This window comes from Streptomyces sp. PTY087I2 (genome assembly GCF_001687325.1).
Taxonomy (GTDB): Bacteria; Actinomycetota; Actinomycetes; order Streptomycetales; family Streptomycetaceae; genus Streptomyces.
In genome coordinates this window covers 170,364-190,590 of the sequence record NZ_LZRD01000009.1, presented here as the reverse complement: position 1 = coordinate 190,590, position 20,227 = coordinate 170,364, and the positions used below count along the sequence as shown (strand labels likewise).

The 20,227-nt window shown below is 69.4% G+C and carries 20 protein-coding genes and 1 tRNA gene; 9 read left to right on the top strand and 12 right to left on the bottom strand.

Annotation, left to right across the window (positions count from 1 at the left end; all coding sequences use genetic code 11):
- Positions 1 to 96: 96 nt before the first annotated feature.
- Positions 97 to 927, bottom strand: coding sequence for a ScbR family autoregulator-binding transcription factor (locus tag A3Q37_RS12185; RefSeq protein WP_065482331.1), 831 nt, complete (start codon positions 925 to 927; stop codon positions 97 to 99).
- Between the two features lie 319 nt (positions 928 to 1,246).
- Positions 1,247 to 1,329: transfer RNA gene (locus tag A3Q37_RS12180), tRNA-Leu, on the bottom strand.
- Between the two features lie 313 nt (positions 1,330 to 1,642).
- Between A3Q37_RS12180 and A3Q37_RS12175 the strand changes: the two genes are divergently transcribed.
- The 6 genes from A3Q37_RS12175 (at position 1,643) to pknB (ending at position 9,689) form a co-directional block, all read left to right on the top strand.
- A complete protein-coding gene (locus tag A3Q37_RS12175; protein ID WP_065482328.1) occupies positions 1,643 to 2,500 on the top strand; it encodes a DUF3662 and FHA domain-containing protein in 858 nt (285 codons plus the stop codon).
- A gap of 10 nt (positions 2,501 to 2,510) precedes the next feature.
- The gene (locus A3Q37_RS12170; RefSeq protein WP_065482325.1) at positions 2,511 to 3,029 is read left to right on the top strand and encodes an FHA domain-containing protein; all 519 of its coding nucleotides are present in this window, start codon (positions 2,511 to 2,513) and stop codon (positions 3,027 to 3,029) included.
- Between the two features lie 135 nt (positions 3,030 to 3,164).
- Positions 3,165 to 4,664, top strand: coding sequence for a PP2C family serine/threonine-protein phosphatase (locus A3Q37_RS12165; protein WP_065482323.1), 1,500 nt, complete (start codon positions 3,165 to 3,167; stop codon positions 4,662 to 4,664).
- 22 nt (positions 4,665 to 4,686) lie between these two features.
- Positions 4,687 to 6,087 (top strand): FtsW/RodA/SpoVE family cell cycle protein, encoded by a 1,401-nt coding sequence (locus tag A3Q37_RS12160; protein ID WP_065482321.1) that lies wholly within the window; start codon positions 4,687 to 4,689, stop codon positions 6,085 to 6,087.
- On the top strand, positions 6,084 to 7,541 hold the full coding sequence (locus A3Q37_RS12155) for a penicillin-binding protein 2 (protein ID WP_065482313.1): 1,458 nt from the start codon (positions 6,084 to 6,086) through the stop codon (positions 7,539 to 7,541). Before A3Q37_RS12160 ends, A3Q37_RS12155 begins: the two co-directional genes overlap by 4 nt.
- A gap of 171 nt (positions 7,542 to 7,712) precedes the next feature.
- A complete protein-coding gene (gene pknB / locus A3Q37_RS12150; RefSeq protein ID WP_065482310.1) occupies positions 7,713 to 9,689 on the top strand; it encodes a Stk1 family PASTA domain-containing Ser/Thr kinase in 1,977 nt (658 codons plus the stop codon).
- A 90-nt stretch (positions 9,690 to 9,779) separates the two neighbouring features.
- Here pknB and A3Q37_RS12145 read toward each other — a convergent pair whose 3' ends face one another.
- The 6 genes from A3Q37_RS12145 to A3Q37_RS12120 all read right to left on the bottom strand — a co-directional run bounded on the left by A3Q37_RS12145 (position 9,780) and on the right by A3Q37_RS12120 (position 14,379).
- Complete coding sequence (locus tag A3Q37_RS12145; protein ID WP_065482307.1) at positions 9,780 to 10,526, bottom strand: class E sortase; 747 nt, start codon at positions 10,524 to 10,526, stop codon at positions 9,780 to 9,782.
- Positions 10,527 to 10,551: 25 nt separating this feature from the next.
- On the bottom strand, positions 10,552 to 11,961 hold the full coding sequence (locus A3Q37_RS12140; RefSeq protein WP_065482301.1) for a class E sortase: 1,410 nt from the start codon (positions 11,959 to 11,961) through the stop codon (positions 10,552 to 10,554).
- Positions 11,958 to 12,596: an aminodeoxychorismate/anthranilate synthase component II gene (locus tag A3Q37_RS12135; protein WP_065482298.1), complete on the bottom strand. Its 639-nt coding sequence runs from the start codon at positions 12,594 to 12,596 to the stop codon at positions 11,958 to 11,960. The genes A3Q37_RS12140 and A3Q37_RS12135 overlap by 4 nt, the downstream gene beginning before the upstream one ends.
- The gene (locus A3Q37_RS12130) at positions 12,593 to 12,781 is read right to left on the bottom strand and encodes a hypothetical protein (RefSeq protein ID WP_065482295.1); all 189 of its coding nucleotides are present in this window, start codon (positions 12,779 to 12,781) and stop codon (positions 12,593 to 12,595) included. Before A3Q37_RS12130 ends, A3Q37_RS12135 begins: the two co-directional genes overlap by 4 nt.
- Positions 12,782 to 12,887: 106 nt before the next feature.
- On the bottom strand, positions 12,888 to 13,568 hold the full coding sequence (locus A3Q37_RS12125) for a class E sortase (RefSeq protein ID WP_065482292.1): 681 nt from the start codon (positions 13,566 to 13,568) through the stop codon (positions 12,888 to 12,890).
- Positions 13,569 to 13,611: 43 nt separating this feature from the next.
- Positions 13,612 to 14,379, bottom strand: a complete 768-nt coding sequence (locus tag A3Q37_RS12120; protein ID WP_176711403.1) for a DUF881 domain-containing protein — start codon at positions 14,377 to 14,379, stop codon at positions 13,612 to 13,614.
- A 152-nt stretch (positions 14,380 to 14,531) separates the two neighbouring features.
- On the opposite strand from A3Q37_RS12120, the gene crgA reads away from it, so the two are divergent.
- On the top strand, positions 14,532 to 14,786 hold the full coding sequence (gene crgA, locus A3Q37_RS12115; protein WP_065482284.1) for a cell division protein CrgA: 255 nt from the start codon (positions 14,532 to 14,534) through the stop codon (positions 14,784 to 14,786).
- 316 nt (positions 14,787 to 15,102) lie between these two features.
- Here the strand turns inward: crgA and A3Q37_RS12110 are convergent, their stop codons facing one another.
- Together A3Q37_RS12110 and A3Q37_RS12105 are read right to left on the bottom strand one after the other, a co-directional pair.
- Positions 15,103 to 16,005 (bottom strand): rhomboid family intramembrane serine protease, encoded by a 903-nt coding sequence (locus tag A3Q37_RS12110; RefSeq protein WP_065482273.1) that lies wholly within the window; start codon positions 16,003 to 16,005, stop codon positions 15,103 to 15,105.
- A gap of 146 nt (positions 16,006 to 16,151) precedes the next feature.
- Positions 16,152 to 16,679 (bottom strand): peptidylprolyl isomerase, encoded by a 528-nt coding sequence (locus A3Q37_RS12105; protein WP_065482265.1) that lies wholly within the window; start codon positions 16,677 to 16,679, stop codon positions 16,152 to 16,154.
- 283 nt (positions 16,680 to 16,962) lie between these two features.
- Here A3Q37_RS12105 and A3Q37_RS12100 point away from each other — a divergent pair, with 283 nt between their 5' ends.
- Positions 16,963 to 17,682, top strand: a complete 720-nt coding sequence (locus A3Q37_RS12100; protein ID WP_065482257.1) for a DUF5324 family protein — start codon at positions 16,963 to 16,965, stop codon at positions 17,680 to 17,682.
- Positions 17,683 to 17,768: 86 nt separating this feature from the next.
- Here A3Q37_RS12100 and A3Q37_RS12095 read toward each other — a convergent pair whose 3' ends face one another.
- The gene (locus tag A3Q37_RS12095; protein ID WP_065482252.1) at positions 17,769 to 18,353 is read right to left on the bottom strand and encodes a TerD family protein; all 585 of its coding nucleotides are present in this window, start codon (positions 18,351 to 18,353) and stop codon (positions 17,769 to 17,771) included.
- Between the two features lie 406 nt (positions 18,354 to 18,759).
- Between A3Q37_RS12095 and A3Q37_RS12090 the strand changes: the two genes are divergently transcribed.
- The gene (locus A3Q37_RS12090) at positions 18,760 to 19,593 is read left to right on the top strand and encodes an AfsR/SARP family transcriptional regulator (protein WP_065482244.1); all 834 of its coding nucleotides are present in this window, start codon (positions 18,760 to 18,762) and stop codon (positions 19,591 to 19,593) included.
- Positions 19,594 to 19,596: 3 nt separating this feature from the next.
- On the opposite strand, the gene A3Q37_RS12085 is transcribed toward A3Q37_RS12090, so the two are convergent.
- Complete coding sequence (locus A3Q37_RS12085) at positions 19,597 to 20,205, bottom strand: LuxR C-terminal-related transcriptional regulator (protein WP_079137759.1); 609 nt, start codon at positions 20,203 to 20,205, stop codon at positions 19,597 to 19,599.
- Positions 20,206 to 20,227 lie beyond the last annotated feature (22 nt).

Sequence of the window (20,227 nt, the reverse complement as noted above, 5' to 3'; positions counted from 1 at the left end):
CGATCAATCGGACGTTTCACGTGAAACATGCCCCGAGAAAGACCGGAAGCACGGGATACACGGGATGCACGAGAAACGCGGCACGCCCGGTCGCGGTCAGACAGCCCCTCCGGCCGCCGCCACCCCCGCGCCTGCGGGCTCCTCGTCGCCCTCGTCGCCGGCCTGCCCCGCCCGCGTACCGCGACCGGATCCACCGCCCCGCAGGCCCGCCCCGCCCGACCGGGAGCCCGTGTCCGTCGCGGGATCGGAGCCGGCTTCCTTGGCCTCCGCGGCGATCCTGGCCTCCTGCTCCTCCCGCTCCGCCTTCTCACGCGCCTGGGCCGCCAGATCCACCCGGCCCTCGGGCTTGATGTGGGCGATGACACCGGGGTGCGCGATCGACGGCAGGATGTGGCGCCACATCTCCGCGACCTGCTCGCGCAGATCGGCCCGCCCGGAGTCGGCCTCCGAGACCAGCTGGATACCGGTGAACGAGGCGACGATGATTTTGGCCGACACCATCGGGTCGATCTGCGGGAACACCTCGCCGCGCTCCTGCCCCAGCTCCAGCATCCGGGCCGTCGCGTCGATCCAGTCGCCCCAAGGATGCGGTCCGCCGAGGAAGACGCCCTCGATGGAGAGCCTGGTCCCGGCCCGGGCCATCGCGTTGTGGCGCAGGGCGAAGGCGAACTGCTGGCCCCCGTCCACCAGGGACTGGAGAGGCGAGCCCTCCTGTTCGAACTCGACCGTGGAGGTCTGCTCGTCCATGATCGCCTGGGCGATGGCCTCCTTGGAGGCGAAGTGGAAGTACAGGGCCCCCTTGGTGACCTTGGCGCGGCGGAGAATCTCCGAGATGGCGGCACGCTCGTAGCCGTAGTCGTCGAAGACACTCGCCGCGGCGTCCACGATCGACCGCCACGTCTGGACCGCGCGAGCCTGCTTCGCCATTTCCTGCCTCCGGGACGTTCTGTGCGCTCAGCCCTTCACCGCCGAGCCGCCGTCGATCCAACCTCTGCGGCCAGCGTATGCAAGTGCGCCGTTGCACCGGCCATCGGTCTGTCCGGAAACCGTGCCCACACCGGCCCGCACCCGGTGGACCATCGCCGGTCCGTACCCGCTGTCCGTACCCCGCCCCTCCGACGAAAACACGGAAACGACACCGACGAGACGGTCAAGAAAACCGAACAACGAAGAACCCCCGCTCCGGATCTCTCCGAAGCGGGGGTTCTCCCGATTCACCTTCAGCAGCTGCAAGCATCTGCCGTTGTGCGCGAGGGGGGATTTGAACCCCCACGTCCCTAAGGACACTGGCACCTGAAGCCAGCGCGTCTGCCGTTCCGCCACTCGCGCATGAGTGGTGTTTTCAGACTCTCACCTCGGGGGTGAGCGCCTGGCGACAAACGGAAGATTAGCACGCTGGACAGGGTGGATTCACATCCGTTGTTTCGCCGGCTCCGGGAGGGGAAGCGGGAACCCCGAACCTTCGCCCCCCACTCCTCCTGAGTGCGTCCCGGGTGCGGGACACTGTGAGGAGGCCACCTCTACGATCCGTGTGAGGGGTGACACTCATCCACAGGCCGGACAAGGGGAACCAGCCGATTTCGCGACGCGTGGATACGATCAGTAAGCAGTACAGGGACGATGACAACGGAGGAGGTGCCCCATGGGGGTCATGAAGCGTTTCGAGCAGCGCCTCGAGGGGCTGGTCAACGGCACCTTCGCCAAGGTCTTCAAGTCCGAGGTGCAGCCCGTCGAGATCGCCGGCGCCCTCCAGCGCGAGTGCGACAACAACGCGACGATCTGGAACCGTGACCGGACCGTCGTCCCCAACGACTTCATCGTCGAGCTCTCCACCCCCGACTACGAGCGGCTCAGCCCGTATTCGGGCCAGCTGGGCGACGAGCTCTCCGGCCTGGTGCGCGACTACGCCAAGCAGCAGCGCTACACGTTCATGGGCCCGATCAAGGTCCACCTGGAGAAGGCCGACGACCTCGACACCGGCCTCTACCGGGTCCGCAGCCGCACGCTGGCGTCGAGTACGTCACAGCAGGACCCCTCGGGCCACGCCCACCAGCCCCCGGCCGGACGCCCCGGCGCCCCGCAGGCTCCCGGTGGCTACGGCTACCCCCCGAGCGCCGCTCCGCCGATGCCCGCGGCCCCGCCGCCCGGCGCCGGACGGCCCCCGGCCCCCACGCACGACCGGCGTCCGCCGGCGGCGCCCGGCCCCCTGCCGGACGCCCGGACGCGGCGCTGGATCGAGATCAACGGCACCCGCCATCAGATTTCCCGCCCGACGTTGGTGATGGGACGATCCACCGACGCCGACGTGCGGATCGACGACCCCGGCGTATCGCGCCGGCACTGTGAGATCCGGACCGGAACGCCCTCGACGATCCAGGATCTCGGGTCCACCAACGGCATCGTGGTGGACGGGCAGCACACCACCCGCGCTACGCTCCGCGACGGCTCGCGGATCGTCGTGGGCAGCACCACCATCGTTTACCGGCAAGCCGAAGGGTGAAGCGGGGGCAATGTCAGAGCTGACCCTGACGGTCATGCGGCTAGGTTTCCTGGCTGTTCTGTGGCTGTTCGTCATCGTGGCCGTACAGGTCATCCGCAGCGACCTGTTCGGAACGCGCGTCACGCAGCGCGGCTCACGCCGCACTGCCGCCGACCCGCGCCCCCAGCAGGGCCGCCAACAACAACCAGCGGCGCCGCCCCAGCAGCGTCAGCAGTCCGGCCGGCAGCGCCGCGGGGCGCCCACAAAGCTGGTCGTGTCCGAAGGCACGCTCACGGGCACCACGGTCGCGCTCCAGGGCCAGACCATCACCCTGGGCCGGGCCCACGATTCAACGATCGTGCTGGACGACGACTACGCGTCCAGCAGGCATGCCAGGATCTACCCGGACCGTGACGGCCAGTGGATCGTCGAGGATCTCGGGTCCACCAACGGCACGTATCTGGAACGGACCCGGCTCACCACCCCGACACCAGTTCCGCTGGGCGCGCCGATCCGTATCGGCAAGACCGTCATCGAGCTGCGGAAGTAGTACGACAATGAGCGAGCGGAGCGAGCGAGCCGCGGCGGTCCCGACGGTGGACGCTGCCCGGTTCCCGACCGGAGGGTGGGCAGTGTGGCTCGAGACAGGCTGTACCCCGAGGCGGAGTCGACGGGGCAGGTGCGCATGAGTCTTTCGCTGCGCTTCGCCGCCGGGTCGCACAAGGGCATGATCCGCGAGGGCAACGAGGACTCCGGCTACGCCGGTCCCCGGCTCCTCGCCATCGCCGACGGCATGGGCGGTCAGGCGGCCGGTGAGGTCGCCAGCTCCGAGGTGATCTCCACGCTCGTCCCGCTCGACGACGACGTACCGGGATCCGATCTCCTGACCTCGCTCGGCTCCGCCGTGCAGCAGGCCAACGACCAGCTGCGCGTCATGGTCGAGGAGGACCCCCAGCTGGAGGGCATGGGCACCACGCTCACCGCCCTGCTCTGGACCGGCCAGCGCCTCGGCCTGGTGCACGTCGGCGACTCCCGCGCGTATCTGCTGCGCGACGGCGTCCTGACGCAGATCACCCAGGACCACACCTGGGTGCAGCGCCTCGTCGACGAGGGCCGGATCACCGAGGAAGAGGCCACCACCCACCCGCAGCGCTCCCTGCTGATGCGGGCGCTGGGCAGCGGCGACCACGTCGAGCCGGACCTCTCCATCCGCGAGGTCCGGGCCGGCGACCGCTATCTGATCTGCTCGGACGGCCTCTCCGGCGTGGTCTCGCACCAGACGATGGAAGAGACCCTCGCCAGCTACCAGGGCCCGCAGGAGACCATCCAGGAGCTGATCCAGCTCGCCCTGCGCGGCGGCGGCCCCGACAACATCACCTGCATCGTCGCCGACGTCCTGGACGTCGACAACAACGACACCCTGGCCGGGCAGCTCAACGACACCCCGGTCGTCGTCGGCGCGGTCGCGGAGAACCAGGCCCAGCTGGGCGACGGCGGGGCCATGCAGACGCCCGCCGGACGCGCGGCGGGCCTCGGCCGCCCCGTACCCCCGCCCGCCGGCGGCTTCGGCCCGCCCGGCAGCGGCGACAACGGCTACGGCGGCATGCCCGACGGCTCCTACGACGCCTATACGGACGACGACTTCGTCAAACCGCGCGGCGGGCGTAAATGGCTGAAGCGTTCCGTCTACATCGTGCTGGCGCTGGCCGTGATCGGCGGCGGTCTGTACGGCGGCTACCGCTGGACGCAGACGCAGTACTACGTCGGTGTGAAGGACGAGAACGTCGCGCTGTTCCGGGGCATCAGCCAGGACCTCGCCTGGGTCTCGCTCTCGAAGGTCGAGAAGAACCACCCCGAGATCGAGCTCAAGTACCTGCCGCCGTACCAGCGCAAGCAGGTCGAGTCGACGATCGCCGAGGGCAACATCACCGACGCCCGCGAGAAGATCGCCGAACTGGCCGCGCAGGCCTCCGCCTGCAAGAAGGACGCGCAGCGCCGCGCGGCCGAGGCCGAGACCCGGGCCCGTACGGGCGAGGGCGAGGCCGGCGGCACCGCCGGGACCCCCGCCACCAGGACTTCCGCCACCTCCTCCGCCAAGGGGACCAAGCCGACCACCGCTCCCACTCCCGGCCCCAGCCTCTCGGAGGAAGAGAAGAAGCTGGTCCCGCAGTGCGGTAAGCAGTAAGCCGTAGGGGGCCTTCAGCACCATGAGCGTTGTCACCAACACGACCACCATCGGCGCGATCGACGCACCGAGCCGCCGCAACACCGAGCTGGCGCTCGTCATCTTCGCCGTCGCCATCTCGGTGTTCGCCTACGCCAACGTGGGCCTCGCCCTCAACGGCGAACTGCCCGCGGGGATGCTCGGCTACGGGGCGGGACTCGCGCTGCTCGGCGGAGTGGCCCACCTCGTGGTGCGCAGGTTCGCCAAGTACGCCGATCCGCTGCTCCTGCCCCTGGCCACCCTGCTCAACGGCCTGGGCCTGGCGCTGATCTGGCGGCTGGACCAGTCGGAGCGGCTGGCGCGGCTCCCCAGCTTCGCGCCCGCCGCCTCGAAGCAGCTGATCTTCTCGGCGATGGGCGTCGCCCTGTTCGTTGGGGTGCTGCTCCTGCTCAAGGACCACCGCATCCTCCAGCGCTACACCTACATCTCCATGGTGGTGGCGCTGATTCTGCTGATCCTGCCGATGTTCTTCCCCGCGCAGTTCGGCGCGAAGATCTGGATCACCATCCCCGGTATCGGCTCCATCCAGCCCGGTGAGTTCGCGAAGATCATCATCGCGATCTTCTTCTCCGGCTATCTGATGGTGAAGCGCGACGCCCTGGCCCTGGCCAGCCGACGCTTCATGGGCATGTACCTGCCCCGCGGCCGTGACCTCGGCCCGATCCTCGCCATCTGGGCGATGTCGATCCTGATCCTCGTCTTCGAGACCGACCTCGGCACCTCGCTCCTCTTCTTCGGCATGTTCGTCGTCATGCTCTACGTGGCGACCGAACGCACCAGCTGGATCGTCTTCGGCCTGACCATGTCGGCCGTGGGCGCGGTCGGCGTGGCCTCGTTCGAGCCGCATGTGCAGGACCGTGTGACCGCCTGGCTCGACCCCTTCGCGGGCTGGGGCACCCACGCCGCCAGTGAGCAGATGGCCCAGGTCCTGATGGCCTTCGGCTCCGGCGGCACGCTCGGGACCGGGCTCGGCCAGGGCAACTCCGACCTCATCCTCTTCGCGGCCAATACCGACTTCATCCTCGCCACTGTGGGCGAGGAGCTCGGGCTCGCCGGGGTGATGGCGTTCCTCCTGCTGTACGGGCTGATCGTCGAACGCGGCGTGCGCACCGCGCTCGCCGCACGCGACCCCTTCGGCAAGCTGCTGGCCATCGGCCTCTCCGGCGCCTTCGCGATCCAGGTGTTCGTCGTCGCCGGCGGTGTCATGGGCCTCATCCCGCTCACCGGTATGACGATGCCGTTCCTCGCGGCCGGTGGTTCGTCGGTCATCGCCAACTGGGCCCTGATCGGCATCCTCATCCGGATCAGCGACACCGCACGCCGCCCGGCACCGGCGCCCGCACCCTCGACCGACGCCGAGATGACCCAGGTGGTCCGTCCGTGAACAAGCCCCTGCGCCGGGTCGCGATCTTCTGCGGCCTCCTGATGTTCGCCCTCCTCCTGCGGGACAACTGGATCCAGTACGTCCGCGCAGACGAGCTCACCGGTCGCGAGGAGAACCGCCGCATCCGCATCGAGCGGTACGCCCACGAGCGCGGCGACATCATCGTGGACGGCAAGGCGGTCACCGGCTCCGTCGAGACCGACGGCAGCGACTTCAAGTACAAGCGGGTCTGGAAGGACGGCCCCCTCTGGGCCCCCGTGACCGGCTATTCGTCGCAGGCCTTCGACTCCTCTCAGCTGGAGAGCCTGGAAGACGGCATCCTCACCGGCAACGACGACCAGCTGTTCTTCAACCGCACCCTCTCCATGTTCACCGGCGAGAAGAAGCAGGGCGGCAACGTCGTCACCACCCTGAACGGCGACGCCCAGCGGGCCGCCTTCAAGGGGCTCGGCGACAAGAAGGGCTCCGTCGTCGCGCTCGACCCGAAGAGCGGCGCCATTCTGGCGCTGGCGAGCACCCCCTCGTACGACCCCTCGGTCTTCGCGGGCAACTCCAACAAGGACGCCGAGGCGCGGCAGAAGCTCCTGAAGGACAAGGACAAGCCGATGCTCAACCGGGCATTGCGCGAGACCTACCCCCCGGGCTCCACCTTCAAGGTCGTCACCGCCGCCGCCGCCCTGGAGAACGGGCTGTACGACGACATCGACGCCAAGACGGAATCGCCGCTTCCCTGGACGCTTCCGCAGTCCACCACGGAGCTCAAGAACGAGGGCAACATCCCCTGCGAGGACGCCTCGCTGCGGGAGGCCCTGCGCTGGTCGTGCAACACCGTCTTCGGGAAGATGAGCGACGACCTCGGCAACCAGAAGATGATCGAGCAGACGGACAAGTTCGGTTTCAACAAAGAAGTCTTCACGCCCGTCCGCGCCGACGCGAGCATCTACCCCGAGGACAACAAGCCGCAGAACGCGATGGCCGGCATCGGCCAGGCGTCCAACCGGGCCACCCCGCTCCAGATGGCCATGGTGGCCTCCGCCATCGCCAACGACGGGAAGCTGATGGAGCCGTACATGGTCGCCCAGCGCCAGGCTCCCGACCTCGACCCCGTCTACACGCACGAGCCCAAGGAGCTCAGCCGCGCGGTCTCCGGGGAGAACGCGCAGAAGCTCCAGCAGATGATGGAGACCGTCGTCAAGGACGGCACGGGAACCAACGCCCAGATCCCCGGCGTCACAGTGGGCGGCAAGACCGGTACCGCACAGCACGGTCTGAACAACAGCGAGAAGCCGTACGCCTGGTTCATCTCGTACGCGAAGACCGACAACGGTTCCCCGGTCGCCGTCGCCGTCGTGGTCGAGGACGGCAACGCCAACCGGGACGACATCTCCGGCGGTGGCCTGGCCGCCCCCATCGCGCGCGACGTGATGAAGGCGGTCATCGACAGCAAGAAGTGAGACCTGTCACGGCCGCCGCCCGTCATACCGGACATCGCATACCGGTCGGATATCGGCTGACGGGTGCGGGCTGATCACGTCACCCGTGCCCGGTAGCGTATGCGCGAACAGCGCACCGCCGCGGACCACACACGGGTGCGGTCGGGACTGACGGAGAGGGCTGGAACAGTTATGGAAGAGCCGCGTCGCCTCGGCGGCCGGTACGAGCTGGGCTCGGTGCTCGGCCGTGGTGGCATGGCCGAGGTCTACCTCGCCCACGACACCCGGCTCGGCCGCACCGTAGCGGTGAAGACGCTCCGCGCCGATCTGGCCCGTGACCCGTCGTTCCAGGCCCGGTTCCGCCGAGAGGCCCAGTCGGCCGCCTCGCTCAACCACCCCGCGATCGTCGCCGTGTACGACACCGGCGAGGACTACGTCGACGGGGTCTCCATCCCGTACATCGTGATGGAGTACGTCGACGGGTCGACCCTGCGGGAACTGCTGCACTCCGGCCGCAGACTGCTCCCCGAGCGCACGCTGGAGATGACGGTCGGCATCCTCCAGGCCCTGGAGTACTCGCACCGCGCCCAGATCGTCCACCGCGACATCAAGCCGGCGAACGTCATGCTGACGCGCACCGGCCAGGTCAAGGTCATGGACTTCGGCATCGCCCGCGCCATGGGCGACTCCGGCATGACGATGACGCAGACCGCCGCGGTCATCGGCACCGCCCAGTACCTCTCCCCGGAGCAGGCCAAGGGGGAGCAGGTCGACGCCCGCTCCGACCTGTACTCCACCGGCTGTCTGCTCTACGAGCTGCTCGCCGTGCGGCCCCCGTTCGTCGGGGACTCGCCCGTCGCGGTGGCCTATCAGCACGTCCGCGAGGAGCCGCAGCCGCCGAGCAACTTCGACCCCGAGATCACGCCCGAGATGGACGCGATCGTGCTGAAGGCGCTCACCAAGGACCCGGACTACCGTTACCAGTCCGCCGACGAGATGCGCGCCGACATCGAGGCCTGCCTCGACGGCCAGCCGGTCGCGGCCACGGCGGCGATGGGCGCCGCGGGGTACGGGGGCTACGACGGCTACAACCCCGACCAGCCCACCACCGCCCTGCGCCCGGCCGACCCGAACAACGCGCAGACCTCGATGCTGCCGCCGGTCAACCCGGACGACGGCGGCTACGGCTACGACGACCGCCAGGGCCGCCGGGGCCGGCAGAAGAAGAGCAACACCTCGACGATCCTGCTGGTCGTCGCGGGCATTCTGGTGCTCATCGGCGCGATCCTGATCGGCCGGGTGATCTTCTCCGACAACGACGGCGCCAACCAGGTCAAGGCCCCGAACCTGGTCGGCTCCACCCTTGAGGAAGCGCAGACGCTCGCGTCCAGAACCGGCGTCACCGTGCAAAAGGGCGCCGAAGAGCCGTGCGAGCAGCAGGAGAAGGGCCAGATCTGCTCCCAGGACCCGAAGCCCGACGCGATGATGGACAAGGACGGCACCGTCACGGTCGTCGTCTCCTCCGGAGCGCCGAAGGTCGAGGTCCCGAACGTCCTGGAGAAGTCCGAGGACGGCGCCCGCGAGGAGCTGGAGAAGAAGGGCTTCTCGGTCAACGTCACCACGGCGGAGTCCGACAAGGCCGAGGGCACGGTGATCAACCAGGACCCCAAGGGCGGCGCGAAGGCCGACGAGGAGTCCGAGGTCACCATCACCGTGGCCAAGAAGACGACCGAACCGATGCCCAACGTGCTCACCCGGCAGTACGACGACGCCGTCGCCCAGCTCAACAAGCTCGGGTTCACCAACGTCTCGCGGGCCGACGTCGACTCGGACAAGCCGGCCGGAGAGGTGATCGAACAGACCCCGGCGGGCCCGAGCAACCAGGCCAAGGACGTGCAGATCGTCCTGAAGGTCTCCAAGGGGCCGGCCGAGCCGGAAAAGGTCCAGATCCCCGGTGACATCGCGGGCAAGTCGTACCAGGACGCGAAGGGCCAGCTCGAAGGGCTCGGCTTCGTGGTCCAGCTGGCCCAGGGTTCGGTCGACAAGCCGGACGCCCGGGTGATCACCAGCAACCCGGGGCCGAACACCGAGGCGGACAAGGGCAGTACCGTCACCCTCATCACCATCGAGGGAGGCGGGGGCGGCCTCTTCGGAGGCCCGGGCGGCTGAGCCGCCGCGCACCCACGGCGTACGGCGAAGGGCCCCGGTCACCACGATGGTGACCGGGGCCCTTCCCGTGTGCGGGGCCCGGGCGTGGGCTCAGCCCAGCAGTTCCACCGGCTTCGTGCGGTCCTTGTCGACCTTCTCCGTACGCTCCAGCTCGCCCCACACGATGTACCGGTACTTCGAGGTGTAGACCGGGGTGCAGGTCGTCAGCGTGATGTAGCGGCCGGGCTTCTTGACGCCCGACTCCTCCGGGACCGGCTGGATGACGTCGACGTTGAACTTCGAGGTCTCGGGGAGCGTCTTGTAGACCTTGTAGACGTACCAGGTGTCCTTGGTCTCGAAGACGACCGGATCGCCGTTCCTCAGCTTGTGGATGTTGTGGAACTTCGCGCCGTGCCCGTCGCGGTGCGCGGCCAGCGTGAAGTTGCCCTCGTCGTCCCAGGGGAGGGCCGACTTCACGGGATCGGTGTAGTAGCCCGCGATGCCGTTGTTGAGGGTCTTGGGGTCGGTGCCCTTCTTGACCAGCACCTCGCCGTTGTTCATGGCGGGTACGTGCAGGAAGCCGATGCCGTCCTTGGTGTCCAGGGCACCGGGCCCGGCGTCCGCCCACTTGTTGCGTACGGTGTCGCCCTGCCGGTCGGCCTCGCGGTCGGCGAGCACGTTGGTCCACCACAGGGAGTAGACGACGAACAGCGCGAGCACCAGGCCCGCGGTGATGAGCAGTTCGCCGAAGACGCTGACGGCGGTCGCCACGGGGTGGCGGCCGCGACGCCGTGCCGGGGCCGGGTCCGGGGACGCGGACGTGCCGGTCCGCTCGTCGTGCTCGGTCCTCGCTGCCACCGCACCGTCCCTGTCGTGAGGATGTTCAGCCGACGAGCGCGTCGGGCTTCCCCTCGCTGCGTGGCCGTTCGTCGACCATCTTGCCCCAGACGATCAGCCGGTAGGTACTCGTGAATTCCGGCGTACAGGTCGTCAGCGTGAGGTACCTGCCCGGCTTGTCGAACCCGGAACCGACCGGGATCGGCTCGATCACCGAGATGTTGGACGGCGAGGTCTGCGGAAGGATGCTGGCCATCTCGTACGTGTAGTACGCGTCCCGGGTCTCGACCACGATCGGGTCGCCGGGCTTCAGCTTGTTGATGTAGCGGAACGGTTCGCCATGGGTGTTGCGGTGACCGGCCACGGAGAAGTTGCCCAGCTTGTCGGAGGGCATCGCCGTCTTGAGTTTGCCCTCGCCATAGTGGCCGATCATGCCCCGGTCGAGGACCTTCTTCTTGTCGACGCCCTCAGCGATCGGGGCGACGACGTCCAGCTTCGGGATGTGCATGATCGCGAAGCCCTCGCCGGGCGCGAACGCCCCCGGTTCGCGGTCACCCTTGGCCCATGAGTCCTGGATCCGGTTCGTCTCCTTGCCGGCGATCTGGTCGGCCCGGACGTTGGTCCACCACAGCTGGTAGGTGACGAACAGCAGCATCAGGACGCCCAGCGTGATGAACACCTCGCCGACCGCCCGGCTGGCGATGACCGCCGGACTGTCCTTCGCCGCCCGCGCAGCGCGCCGGGCCTCCACCCGGGACATCGGCGCTGCGGCCGGGGCGGTCCTCTGCTCCGGAGGCGTCCCCGGGCGCCGGCGCCCCCGGCCCTTGGCCGCCCGCCGCCGCTCGGCCCGCCCGCCGGGAGCCGGGGCGGGCGCGGGGACGGGGTCACGCTCCGCCTCCGGCTCGGGCTCCGGCTCCGCCGGGATGCGGGCGATGACTTCGGTACGCGGTTCGGCGTGGGGGTCCGGTGCATCCGGGAAGGAGACCGGAACCGGGACCGGGACCGGCTCCTCGGCCGGAGCCACCGGAGCAACCGGGGGCGCCACGGCCGGTCCCGCAGACGGCTCCTGAGGCCCGTACCAGTCGCGTTGGTACCCAGCGGGGTCGTACCACTCGTTCGGGGCTCCCTGGGGCTGCTGAGGCCCTTGAGGAGGCGCTTGGTGAAGCTCCTGGTGGAGTTCCTGGTGGTGCAGGCCTTGGTGGGGCGCGTACCCGTCCTCGTACGCAGAGTGCGCCGCGGGTTGCGCCGCGGACTGCGCCGAGACGTGCTCCGCGGACTGCGCCGCCGACAGGGTCTCCGACCGGAACCACGGCGACGCGTGCCCGCCGGGCAGCGGATCGTTGAGCGGATCCGTGAGGCCGTCCACCGCCGCCACGAACGCGCCGTCCATCCCGTACGCCCCGTACGCGTCGGGGCCCTCCGGTCCGGCGGCGTGCCCGGGGCGGCCTTCGGTCACGCGGCGGCCTTGCCCACCACCGGCGCGAGCCCCGCCGAACGCGCGACGGCCCCCTGGTCTCCGCACTGCTCCAGCCAGTTGGCGAGCATCAGGTGGCCGTGTTCGGTGAGCACCGACTCGGGGTGGAACTGCACACCTTCCACCGCCCGGTCGCGGTGGCGCAGCCCCATGATGATGCCGTCCTCCGTGCGGGCGGTGACCTCCAGCTCGGGGGGCAGGTCGCCGGGTTCGGCGGCGAGCGAGTGGTAGCGCGTCGCGGTGAAGGGGGACGGCAGCCCGGCGAAGACGCCCTTGCCCTCGTGGGTCACGGGGGAGGTCTTGCCGTGCAGCAGCTCGGGGGCCCGGTCGACGACACCGCCGTACGCCACCGCCATCGACTGCATCCCCAGGCAGACGCCGAAGACCGGAACGCCGGTGTCCGCGCAGTGCCGCACCATCTCGACGCAGACCCCGGCCTGCTCGGGCGTGCCGGGGCCCGGCGAGAGCAGGACGCCGTCGAAGCCGTCCTGGGCGTGGGCGGGGGTCACCTCGTCGTTGCGCAGCACCTCGCACTCGGCGCCGAGCTGGTACAGGTACTGGACGAGGTTGAAGACGAAGCTGTCGTAGTTGTCCACGACGAGGATGCGTGCGCTCACTGGCTGACTCCTGCTCCACCGGCGCTCGCGCCGTCGACGGTCACATCGCCGAACGGGAGCAGCGGTTCCGCCCACGGGAACACGTACTGGAACAGCGCGTAGACGACGGCCAGAATCAGCACGAGCGCGATGATGCTCCGCACCCATGCGTTGCCCGGCAGATGCCGCCAGATCCAGCCGTACATGCTGACCCCTCCATTCGGTACCCGCACCAGACTAGAGGGCCGTGGCAGAAGCGTGGGTCCGCTGGGGAAAACGTACGCATCGTGGACAACCGGGGGCCGGGCGCGGTCAGTCGGCGAGCTCCGGCGGCTTCCCCTCGCCCACGGGCCGCGTCGCGTCCAGGTGGGCCCAGGCGATCAGCCGGTGGCTGCTGCCCCATTCCGGTTCGCAGGTGGTGAGGGTCAGATAGCGGCCGGCGCCCTCGAAGCCGGAGCCGCGGGGCACCGGGTCGACGACGGCGGTGTCGGTGGGCACGGTCCGGTGGGGCTTCTTCACGATGCGGTACGTGAACCAGGTCGTGCCGTCGTTGACGACGACCGCGTCCCCGGGACGCAGCTTCGGGAAGTCCTTGAAGGGGTCGCCGTACGTCCGCCGGTGCCCGGCCACCGCGAAGTTGCCCGTGGCGCCGGGGCGGGCGGTTCCGCTGTAGTGCCCCAGGCCTTTCTGCAAGGTCCTGACCTCGGTGTTCTCCAGGACGGGCCACTCCCAGCCGGAGCCGAAGCGGGGGATGTGCATCGTCGCGAAGGGCTTTCCGTCGCGGTACGGGACCGGGGCGGAGGGCTCGGAAGAGGGGGCCGGTGCCACGGGTTCGCGGGCCCACTGGCTGTGCAGGGTGTCGATCTCGCCCCCGGCCGCGTCGGCCGCTCTCACCCCCGTCCAGAACAGGAGGTGGACGACGAAGAGGACGATCAGTGCGCCCACGGTGATGCAGAGTTCGCTGAAGGTTCTGACGACGAGTCGCACCGACACCGAACCGGCCTCCCCGGGGCTCAGCTGGCGCTCGGGCCAGGGCTCACTCCACAGGCTGTGCGTAGTGGAGGTCCACTGTGCCCGAGTACCCGGGAAGAGTCACCGCCTCGTCCTCGTCGACTTTCCAGCCCAGCCCGTACGCCTTCACGTAGAGCAGGTAGTTCTGGATCGCGGTGGACTTGTTGAGCGCCGCCTTGAGCTTTCCGGGGTCGCCGACCGCGGTGACCTTGTACGGCGGGGAGTAGACGCGGCCCTGGAGGATCAGGGTGTTGCCGACGCAGCGGACCGCGCTGGTGGAGATCAGCCGCTGGTCCATCACCTGGATTCCGCGCGCCCCGCCCTGCCACAGCGCGTTCACCACGGCCTGAAGGTCCTGCTGGTGGATGACCAGGTCGTTGGGCTGGGGGTCGGGGTAGCCGGGGTTGGCGGTGGCGTCGGGGGGCGCGTCGTCGAGGGTCACGCTGACGGAGTCGCCGGTGATCTTCGTCGTGCCGGCCGCCTTCTCCAGGGCCTTCAGCCGGGCGTCCTCGGCCCGGGTGGAGCCGTCGTCGCGCTGGGCGAGGGCGTCGATCTCCGAGCGTACGGAGGCGACCGAGTCGTTCAGCTCGGCGTTCTTCTCGCTGCGCTCCCTGATCAGGTCGGAGAGCTTGAGCAGGGAGGAGTCACTGCGCAGATTGGTGCCCTTGGCGGTGTTGGCGCTGGTGACGAAGATGAGTCCGGCCAGGGCGAAAACCGCAGCGGTGAGCCCCCGGACCGCCCACACGGAGGTGCGCCGGGCCGGGCCTTCGGGGGAGTCGGCAGAATTGCTCAACGTACCCTTATCTCATCAGGCGCCAGGGAAGCACTACGCTAACGGACGCTCGGGGGAGGCAGCATTTCCCCCTGGCAGCCCCTGGCACCCGCCCCCGGCGCCCGCCACAGATCCCTGCGCGGTCACGCAGCGCATCGACAGGAGAGTCCCTCGTGCCGAAGTCACGTATCCGCAAGAAGGCCGACTTCACGCCGCCCCCGGCGAAGCAGACAACGGCCATCAAGCTGACCAACCGCAGCTGGGTCGCTCCGGTGATGCTGGCCCTGTTCCTCATCGGGCTGGCCTGGATCGTGGTGTTCTACGTGACCGAAGGCGATCTGCCGGTCGACGCCCTGGGCAACTGGAACATCGTGGTCGGCTTCGGCTTCATCGCCGGCGGCTTCGCCGTGTCGACCCAGTGGAAGTAGCGGACCCCTTCTCCCGCATCTCCCGCTTCTCCCGCGCAAGCCTTGCCCTGAGTTACCCACAGCGTTATCCACAGTCGGGGGAAAAGGTCAGACGATCTGTGGATAACCTCCACTCAAGTTGACGCCGGTGTGACCGCAGCCTCCCTCGTCGAGGGGGGCTGCACCCCGTTGTCCGGGCGGAAAAACCCAGCTCAGCGACGAGGGGCACACATGTTCCTCTTGCCATGCACAAGAATCCGCGCACACTGTGGACAACTTCGGTCAGCCTGGGGGTGGAGATCCCTCCTCGCCGACCATTCCGCTCAGGTGAGCGCGATCAGGTGAGCGCGATCGTCCGGGCGACGACGATCCCGAGGGACACCAGCAGGACGAGCGCACAGGTGCCGGTCTGCACCGCCGTACGCCGCTCGCGCGGGGCGTGGACCATGCCGACGGCGATGGCGACGCCCGCGATCAGACCGCCGACGTGCGCCTCCCAGGCGATACCGCCCCAGGTGAAGGTGAAGACCAGGTTCAGCGCCAGCAGCACGAGCACCGGGCGCATGTCGTAGTTCATGCGGCGCATCAGGACGGCGGTCGCGCCGAAGAGGCCGTAAACCGCGCCGGAGGCACCCAGCGAGGGCTGGTTCTGCGCGGCGATCAGATAGGTCAGCGCGCTGCCGGCGAACCCGGACAGCAGATAGAGGGCGAGATAGCGGGACCGGCCGAGCGCCGCCTCCAGCTGTCCGCCGAGCCACCAGAGCCCCAGCATGTTGAACCCGATGTGCACCACTTCCTGGTGCAGGAACATCGAGGTCACCAGGCGGTACCACTGCCCCTCGGCGACCCCTTCGATGGACCCCGGCGGCGGGCTCGGGTCCCACGCCCGGCCGAGCAGCGTCAGATCGCCCACCAGCCCGGGGCGGACGGTGACCAGGAGGAAGACGGCCAGATTGATACCGAGCAGGATCTTGGTGACCAGGCGCGGATCGGCGGCCACCGTGCCGCCCGCCAGCGTCCGCGGCCGGCTGGCCGCCGGGTGGTGCCCGGTGCCCGAACCCTGGCGTACGCAGTCGGGGCACTGGAAGCCGACCGAGGCGCTGACCATGCACTCGGGGCAGACCGGCCGCTCGCAGCGCGTACAGCTGATGCCGGTCTCGCGGTCGGGATGGCGGTAGCAGGTCGGCGTCGGCACACCGCTTCCCGCGGCGGCACGGTCTCCCGGCGGCTGCTGGTGCATCGGTCCTGGCCTGCCTCTCGGTCCTCGTCCGTCGTCGCTCGGGCGGCGGCACGGACAGGGCCGCCCCGCTCGTCCGCTCTGTATGACTACGGACGGGCGGGGCGGTTGGTTCCCGGAGGGATTGCCTTTGGGTTGTCCGCGGTCCGTCAGCGGGTCTCGACGACCACGGACTCGATGACCACGTCCTGGAGCGGACGGTCGGTGCGCGGGTTGGTCTGCGTGGCCGCGATGGCGTCGACGACCTTGCGCCCCGCGTCGTCCGCCACCTCGCCGAAGATCGTGTGCTTGCCGGTCAGCCAGGCGGTCGGCGAGACCGTCAGGAAGAACTGCGAGCCGTTCGTGCCCGGCCCCGCGTTCGCCATGGCCAGCAGATACGGCTTGGTGAAGGCCAGCTCCGGGTGGAACTCGTCGGCGAACTTGTAGCCGGGGCCGCCCGTGCCGTTGCCCAGCGGATCGCCGCCCTGGATCATGAAACCGCTGATGACGCGGTGGAAGACGGTGCCGTCGTACAGCGGGTCCGTGGTGGTCTCGCCGGTCTCCGGGTTGACCCACTCACGCTGCCCCGTGGCCAGTTCCACAAAGTTCTTCACCGTCTTGGGCGCGTGGAACGGCAGCAGCCGGATCTCGATGTCGCCCCGATTGGTCTTCAAGGTGGCGTAAAGCTGCTCGGCCACGGTCTGCCTTCCTCTTCTTCCCTCGTCTGCCGTCAAATCCTTCGCTGACGTCCGGAGATCCTCCCACGGACCGGGAAACGTACGGCCGGATGCCGGGCGAACCGGCGCGTTCACCGCCGAACCATGGCATTGTCGTCGGCACACTTCACATGGACCGTTTTGACCGCAAATGGCGATCATGACCCGGATGCCCGTCCCGCATGCCGGGGATGGACCCAACAGGCATGATTCTGGACTGGGCGGACAGGCGGAGTACCTACCCGCCACCAAGGAGGAGGATCTCGTGACCCGCATCGACAGCGTGCGCGCCGCAACCGACTCGGCGAAGGACAGCGCGCAGCACGCCGCGGAAGTGGTGGCGCCCTACGCCGACACGGCCAAGGAGCAGGCGGCCCACTACGCACACGAGGCGCGCGTACGGCTCGCGCCCAAGGTGACGAAGGCGGCCCGGCAGGCCCGCGTCCAGTACGCGTCCCATCTCGCACCGCGCATCGAACAGGCCCGTACGCACGTGCCGCCCCGGGTCGACGAGGCCGCGCACCGCGCCGCGGTCTCCACCCGGAAGGCCGCCCGGAGCGCCGCCGACTACACCGCGCCCCGCGTCGAGCAGGCCCGGGCGGTGGCCCTGCCGGTCGCCGAGCAGGCGTCGGCCCGCAGCGCGGCCGCCCTGGCGGCGCTGCGTACCCAGGTGACGGCCAAGGAGATCCAGAAGCTGGCCCGTAAGCACCGGCGGCGGGCCAAGGCCGGCCGGGCCGCGAAGGGGTTCCTGGTGCTGGGCGTCCTGGCGGGCGGCGCCTATGCCGCCTGGCGCTGGTGGGACAAGCAGGCCAACCCGGACTGGCTGGTCGAGCCGCCCGTCGCCACCGAGGTGGGCGACGAGCGCTCGCCGCTCAGCTCGGTCGACGGCAGCCCGCGCGCCGACCTCGACCCGGAGGTCAAGGCCAAGCAGGCCGAGGCCGAGTCCGGCGAGGGGGGCACCCCGGGCCGCGACGACCGGCCCTGACCGGCCGGCAGGCCGACAGAACGAACGCGGCCGGGGAGACCGCCTGAGCGGTTTCCCCGGCCGCGTTCGCGCGTACCCGCCGACAACTATCGGCTCACGGCGAAGCGCATCAGGGCCTGCTCGTCGCCCTGCTTGATCTTCCCGGTCTCGTTGATCACCTGAAGCTTCCAGCCCGCGCCCTCGCGGATCGCCTTGGCCACGGCGACGCCGTTGTCCTGGGTGAGCATGCTCGGCCAGATGTCGGCGACCTGCTGCGAGCTGCCGCCCGTCGCGTCGTACACCTTGAAGCTGATGTTGCGCGCGTTCTTGAACGCGCTGCGCTTCTTGTACGCGGCGGCGATGAAGACGATCGACGTGATGTTCGAAGGAATCCTGGCGAACTCGACGGTCACCGTCTCGTCGTCACCGTCCCCGTGCCCCGTCTGATTGTCGCCGCTGTGCACCAGCGAGCCGTTGCCCATCGGGTCCAGGGAGTCAAGACCGGCCAGCCGCACCGGGTCCCCGCCCTGGAGCGCGATGGCGATCAGGTCGAGGTCCGTGCCGGCCTTCTGCTTGATCTTCCCCATCAGACCGCCGCTGCTGCCGACGGTCGGGTCCCAGGACACCCCGATGGACAGGTGGGTCACCCCGCCCAGGTCCGCCGGGCCGTCTTCCTTCGTCAACGTGATCATGCCTGAGTCCTTCGTGGCTCGACTGTTTACGTATGGAGTGTGCCTGGTGACCCCGGGACGCGACCCCCGGAGGTGGCGAAACAGCTCCGGATCGTACGGAATCGGGGTCCGGGACCACCGCGCTCATCGGGCAGCCCGCCTGAAAAACGACTCTTGGCGCCGAGACGTTCCATGGGTTCGGCGATGCGACGGGGCAGGTGCGGACGACCCGTTCCAGCGGGCCGAGGCTGCCGGAGGCTTGGATTCCCAGGCGTACCGACCTCGGCCCCTCCTCGTGTCCTGCTCGAGTGAGCTGGTCACATTTCGATCGATGAGCGTGACACTAGGTGCCGTTGAGGAGGCGTGTCATGGTCGACGGAGACACCGCGGGTCAGTTCCTTACACGCCGAATCACTGGGGGAGTGTCATGGACATCGGGATTCTTGGGCCGCTCACCGTCCGGCTGAACGGGCAGTCGATCGTGCCGAGTGCGGGAAAGCCGCGCCAGCTGCTGGCGCTGCTGGCCATCAGAGCGGAGCGGGTCGTGACCGTACCGACGCTGATGGAGGAGATCTGGGGAGACGCGATTCCCAAGAGCGCCGCCACCACGTTGCAGACGTACATCCTCCACCTGCGCAGGAAGGTGACGTCCGCGCTGCGCACCGGGCCCGCGGGCGGTGGATCCGAGCAGACCGGTGACGCCAAGGACCTCCTGACCACCTGCTTCGGCGGCTACCGGCTCTCGGTCCGCCCGGAGGAGAGTGACATGCGTGAGTTCCAGTCGCTCGCGGCTCGCGGCTCGGTCGCGCTGGAGACGGGCGACGCGCACGCCGCGTCCGTGATGCTGGAGCGGGCGCTGGGGCTGTGGCGTGGACCGGCTCTGGTGGACGTGCCGGTCGGACTCGTGCTCGGCGTGGAGGTACTCGGCCTGGACGAGCAACGCACCCGCGTGCTCGAACAGCGCATCGAGGCGGATCTGCTGCTCGGCCGGCACGCCTCGCTCCTCGCCGAGCTGAGGATGCTGGTCGCACGCCACCCGATGAACGAGAACCTGGCCGCCCAGCTCATGACGGCGCTGTACCGGTCGGGCGACGTGTGGCGGGCGCTGGAGGTTTTCCAGCAGCTGCGCCGGACACTCATCGAGGAGCTCGGTGTGGAGCCGTCGCAGCGCCTTCAGCGGCTGCACCGGGCGGTGCTGTCCGGAGAGCCGGAGCTGGAGCCTCGCGACGCCGGGCGTCATCTGCTGCGCACCGGCTCCTGAGGCTCAGACCAACCAGCCGGATTCGTGGGCGATGCGCACCGCGTCCACGCGGTTGCGGGCGTTCAGCTTGGTGACGACCGAGGTCAGGTAGTTCCGCACGGTCCCGGTGGACAGGTGCAGCCGGGAGGCGATCTCCGGGACCTCGTCGCCCTCGGCGGTGAGACGCAGCACCTCCATCTCGCGGTCGGTGAGCGGGGTTTCGGCACTGTCCCAGGCCGCCAGCGCGAGCTGGGGATCGATGGCCCGGTGGCCCGCCATGATGCGGCGCACCGCCTCGGCGAGCTCCTGCGGCGAGGCGTCCTTCGGCAGAAAGCCGGAAACCTTGACGTCCAGCGCCCGGCGCAGCACGCCCGGACGGGTGAGGCTGGTCAGGATGAGCACGCGGCAGCCCGGCAGTTCCTCGGCGAGGAGGGCTGCCGCCGACAGACCGTCGAGCACGGGAAGCCCGATGTCGATGATCGCCACATCGGGTCGGGCCTCCAGCGCGGCCGACAGGATCTTGTCACCGCGCTCGACCTCCGCGACCACTTCGAGGTCGTCCTCCAAGCCCAGGAGCGCAACGAGCGCTCCTCGGACGAGGTCCATGTCCTCGGCCAGCAATATGCGTATCACTGCGGTCGATCCCCCCCGGCAT

Excerpts from the sequence above, each read along its gene's own strand:
- A3Q37_RS12175 (WP_065482328.1), top strand. The coding sequence starts at position 1,643 with ATGGGGGTCATGAAGCGTTTCGAGCAGCGCCTCGAGGGGCTGGTCAAC.
- A3Q37_RS12185 (WP_065482331.1), bottom strand. The coding sequence starts at position 927 with ATGGCGAAGCAGGCTCGCGCGGTCCAGACGTGGCGGTCGATCGTGGAC.
- A3Q37_RS12160 (WP_065482321.1), top strand. The coding sequence starts at position 4,687 with ATGAGCGTTGTCACCAACACGACCACCATCGGCGCGATCGACGCACCG.
- pknB (WP_065482310.1), top strand. The coding sequence starts at position 7,713 with ATGGAAGAGCCGCGTCGCCTCGGCGGCCGGTACGAGCTGGGCTCGGTG.
- A3Q37_RS12110 (WP_065482273.1), bottom strand. The coding sequence starts at position 16,005 with ATGCACCAGCAGCCGCCGGGAGACCGTGCCGCCGCGGGAAGCGGTGTG.
- A3Q37_RS12090 (WP_065482244.1), top strand. The coding sequence starts at position 18,760 with ATGGACATCGGGATTCTTGGGCCGCTCACCGTCCGGCTGAACGGGCAG.
- A3Q37_RS12165 (WP_065482323.1), top strand. The coding sequence starts at position 3,165 with ATGAGTCTTTCGCTGCGCTTCGCCGCCGGGTCGCACAAGGGCATGATC.
- A3Q37_RS12095 (WP_065482252.1), bottom strand. The coding sequence starts at position 18,353 with ATGATCACGTTGACGAAGGAAGACGGCCCGGCGGACCTGGGCGGGGTG.
- A3Q37_RS12170 (WP_065482325.1), top strand. The coding sequence starts at position 2,511 with ATGTCAGAGCTGACCCTGACGGTCATGCGGCTAGGTTTCCTGGCTGTT.
- A3Q37_RS12130 (WP_065482295.1), bottom strand. The coding sequence starts at position 12,781 with ATGTACGGCTGGATCTGGCGGCATCTGCCGGGCAACGCATGGGTGCGG.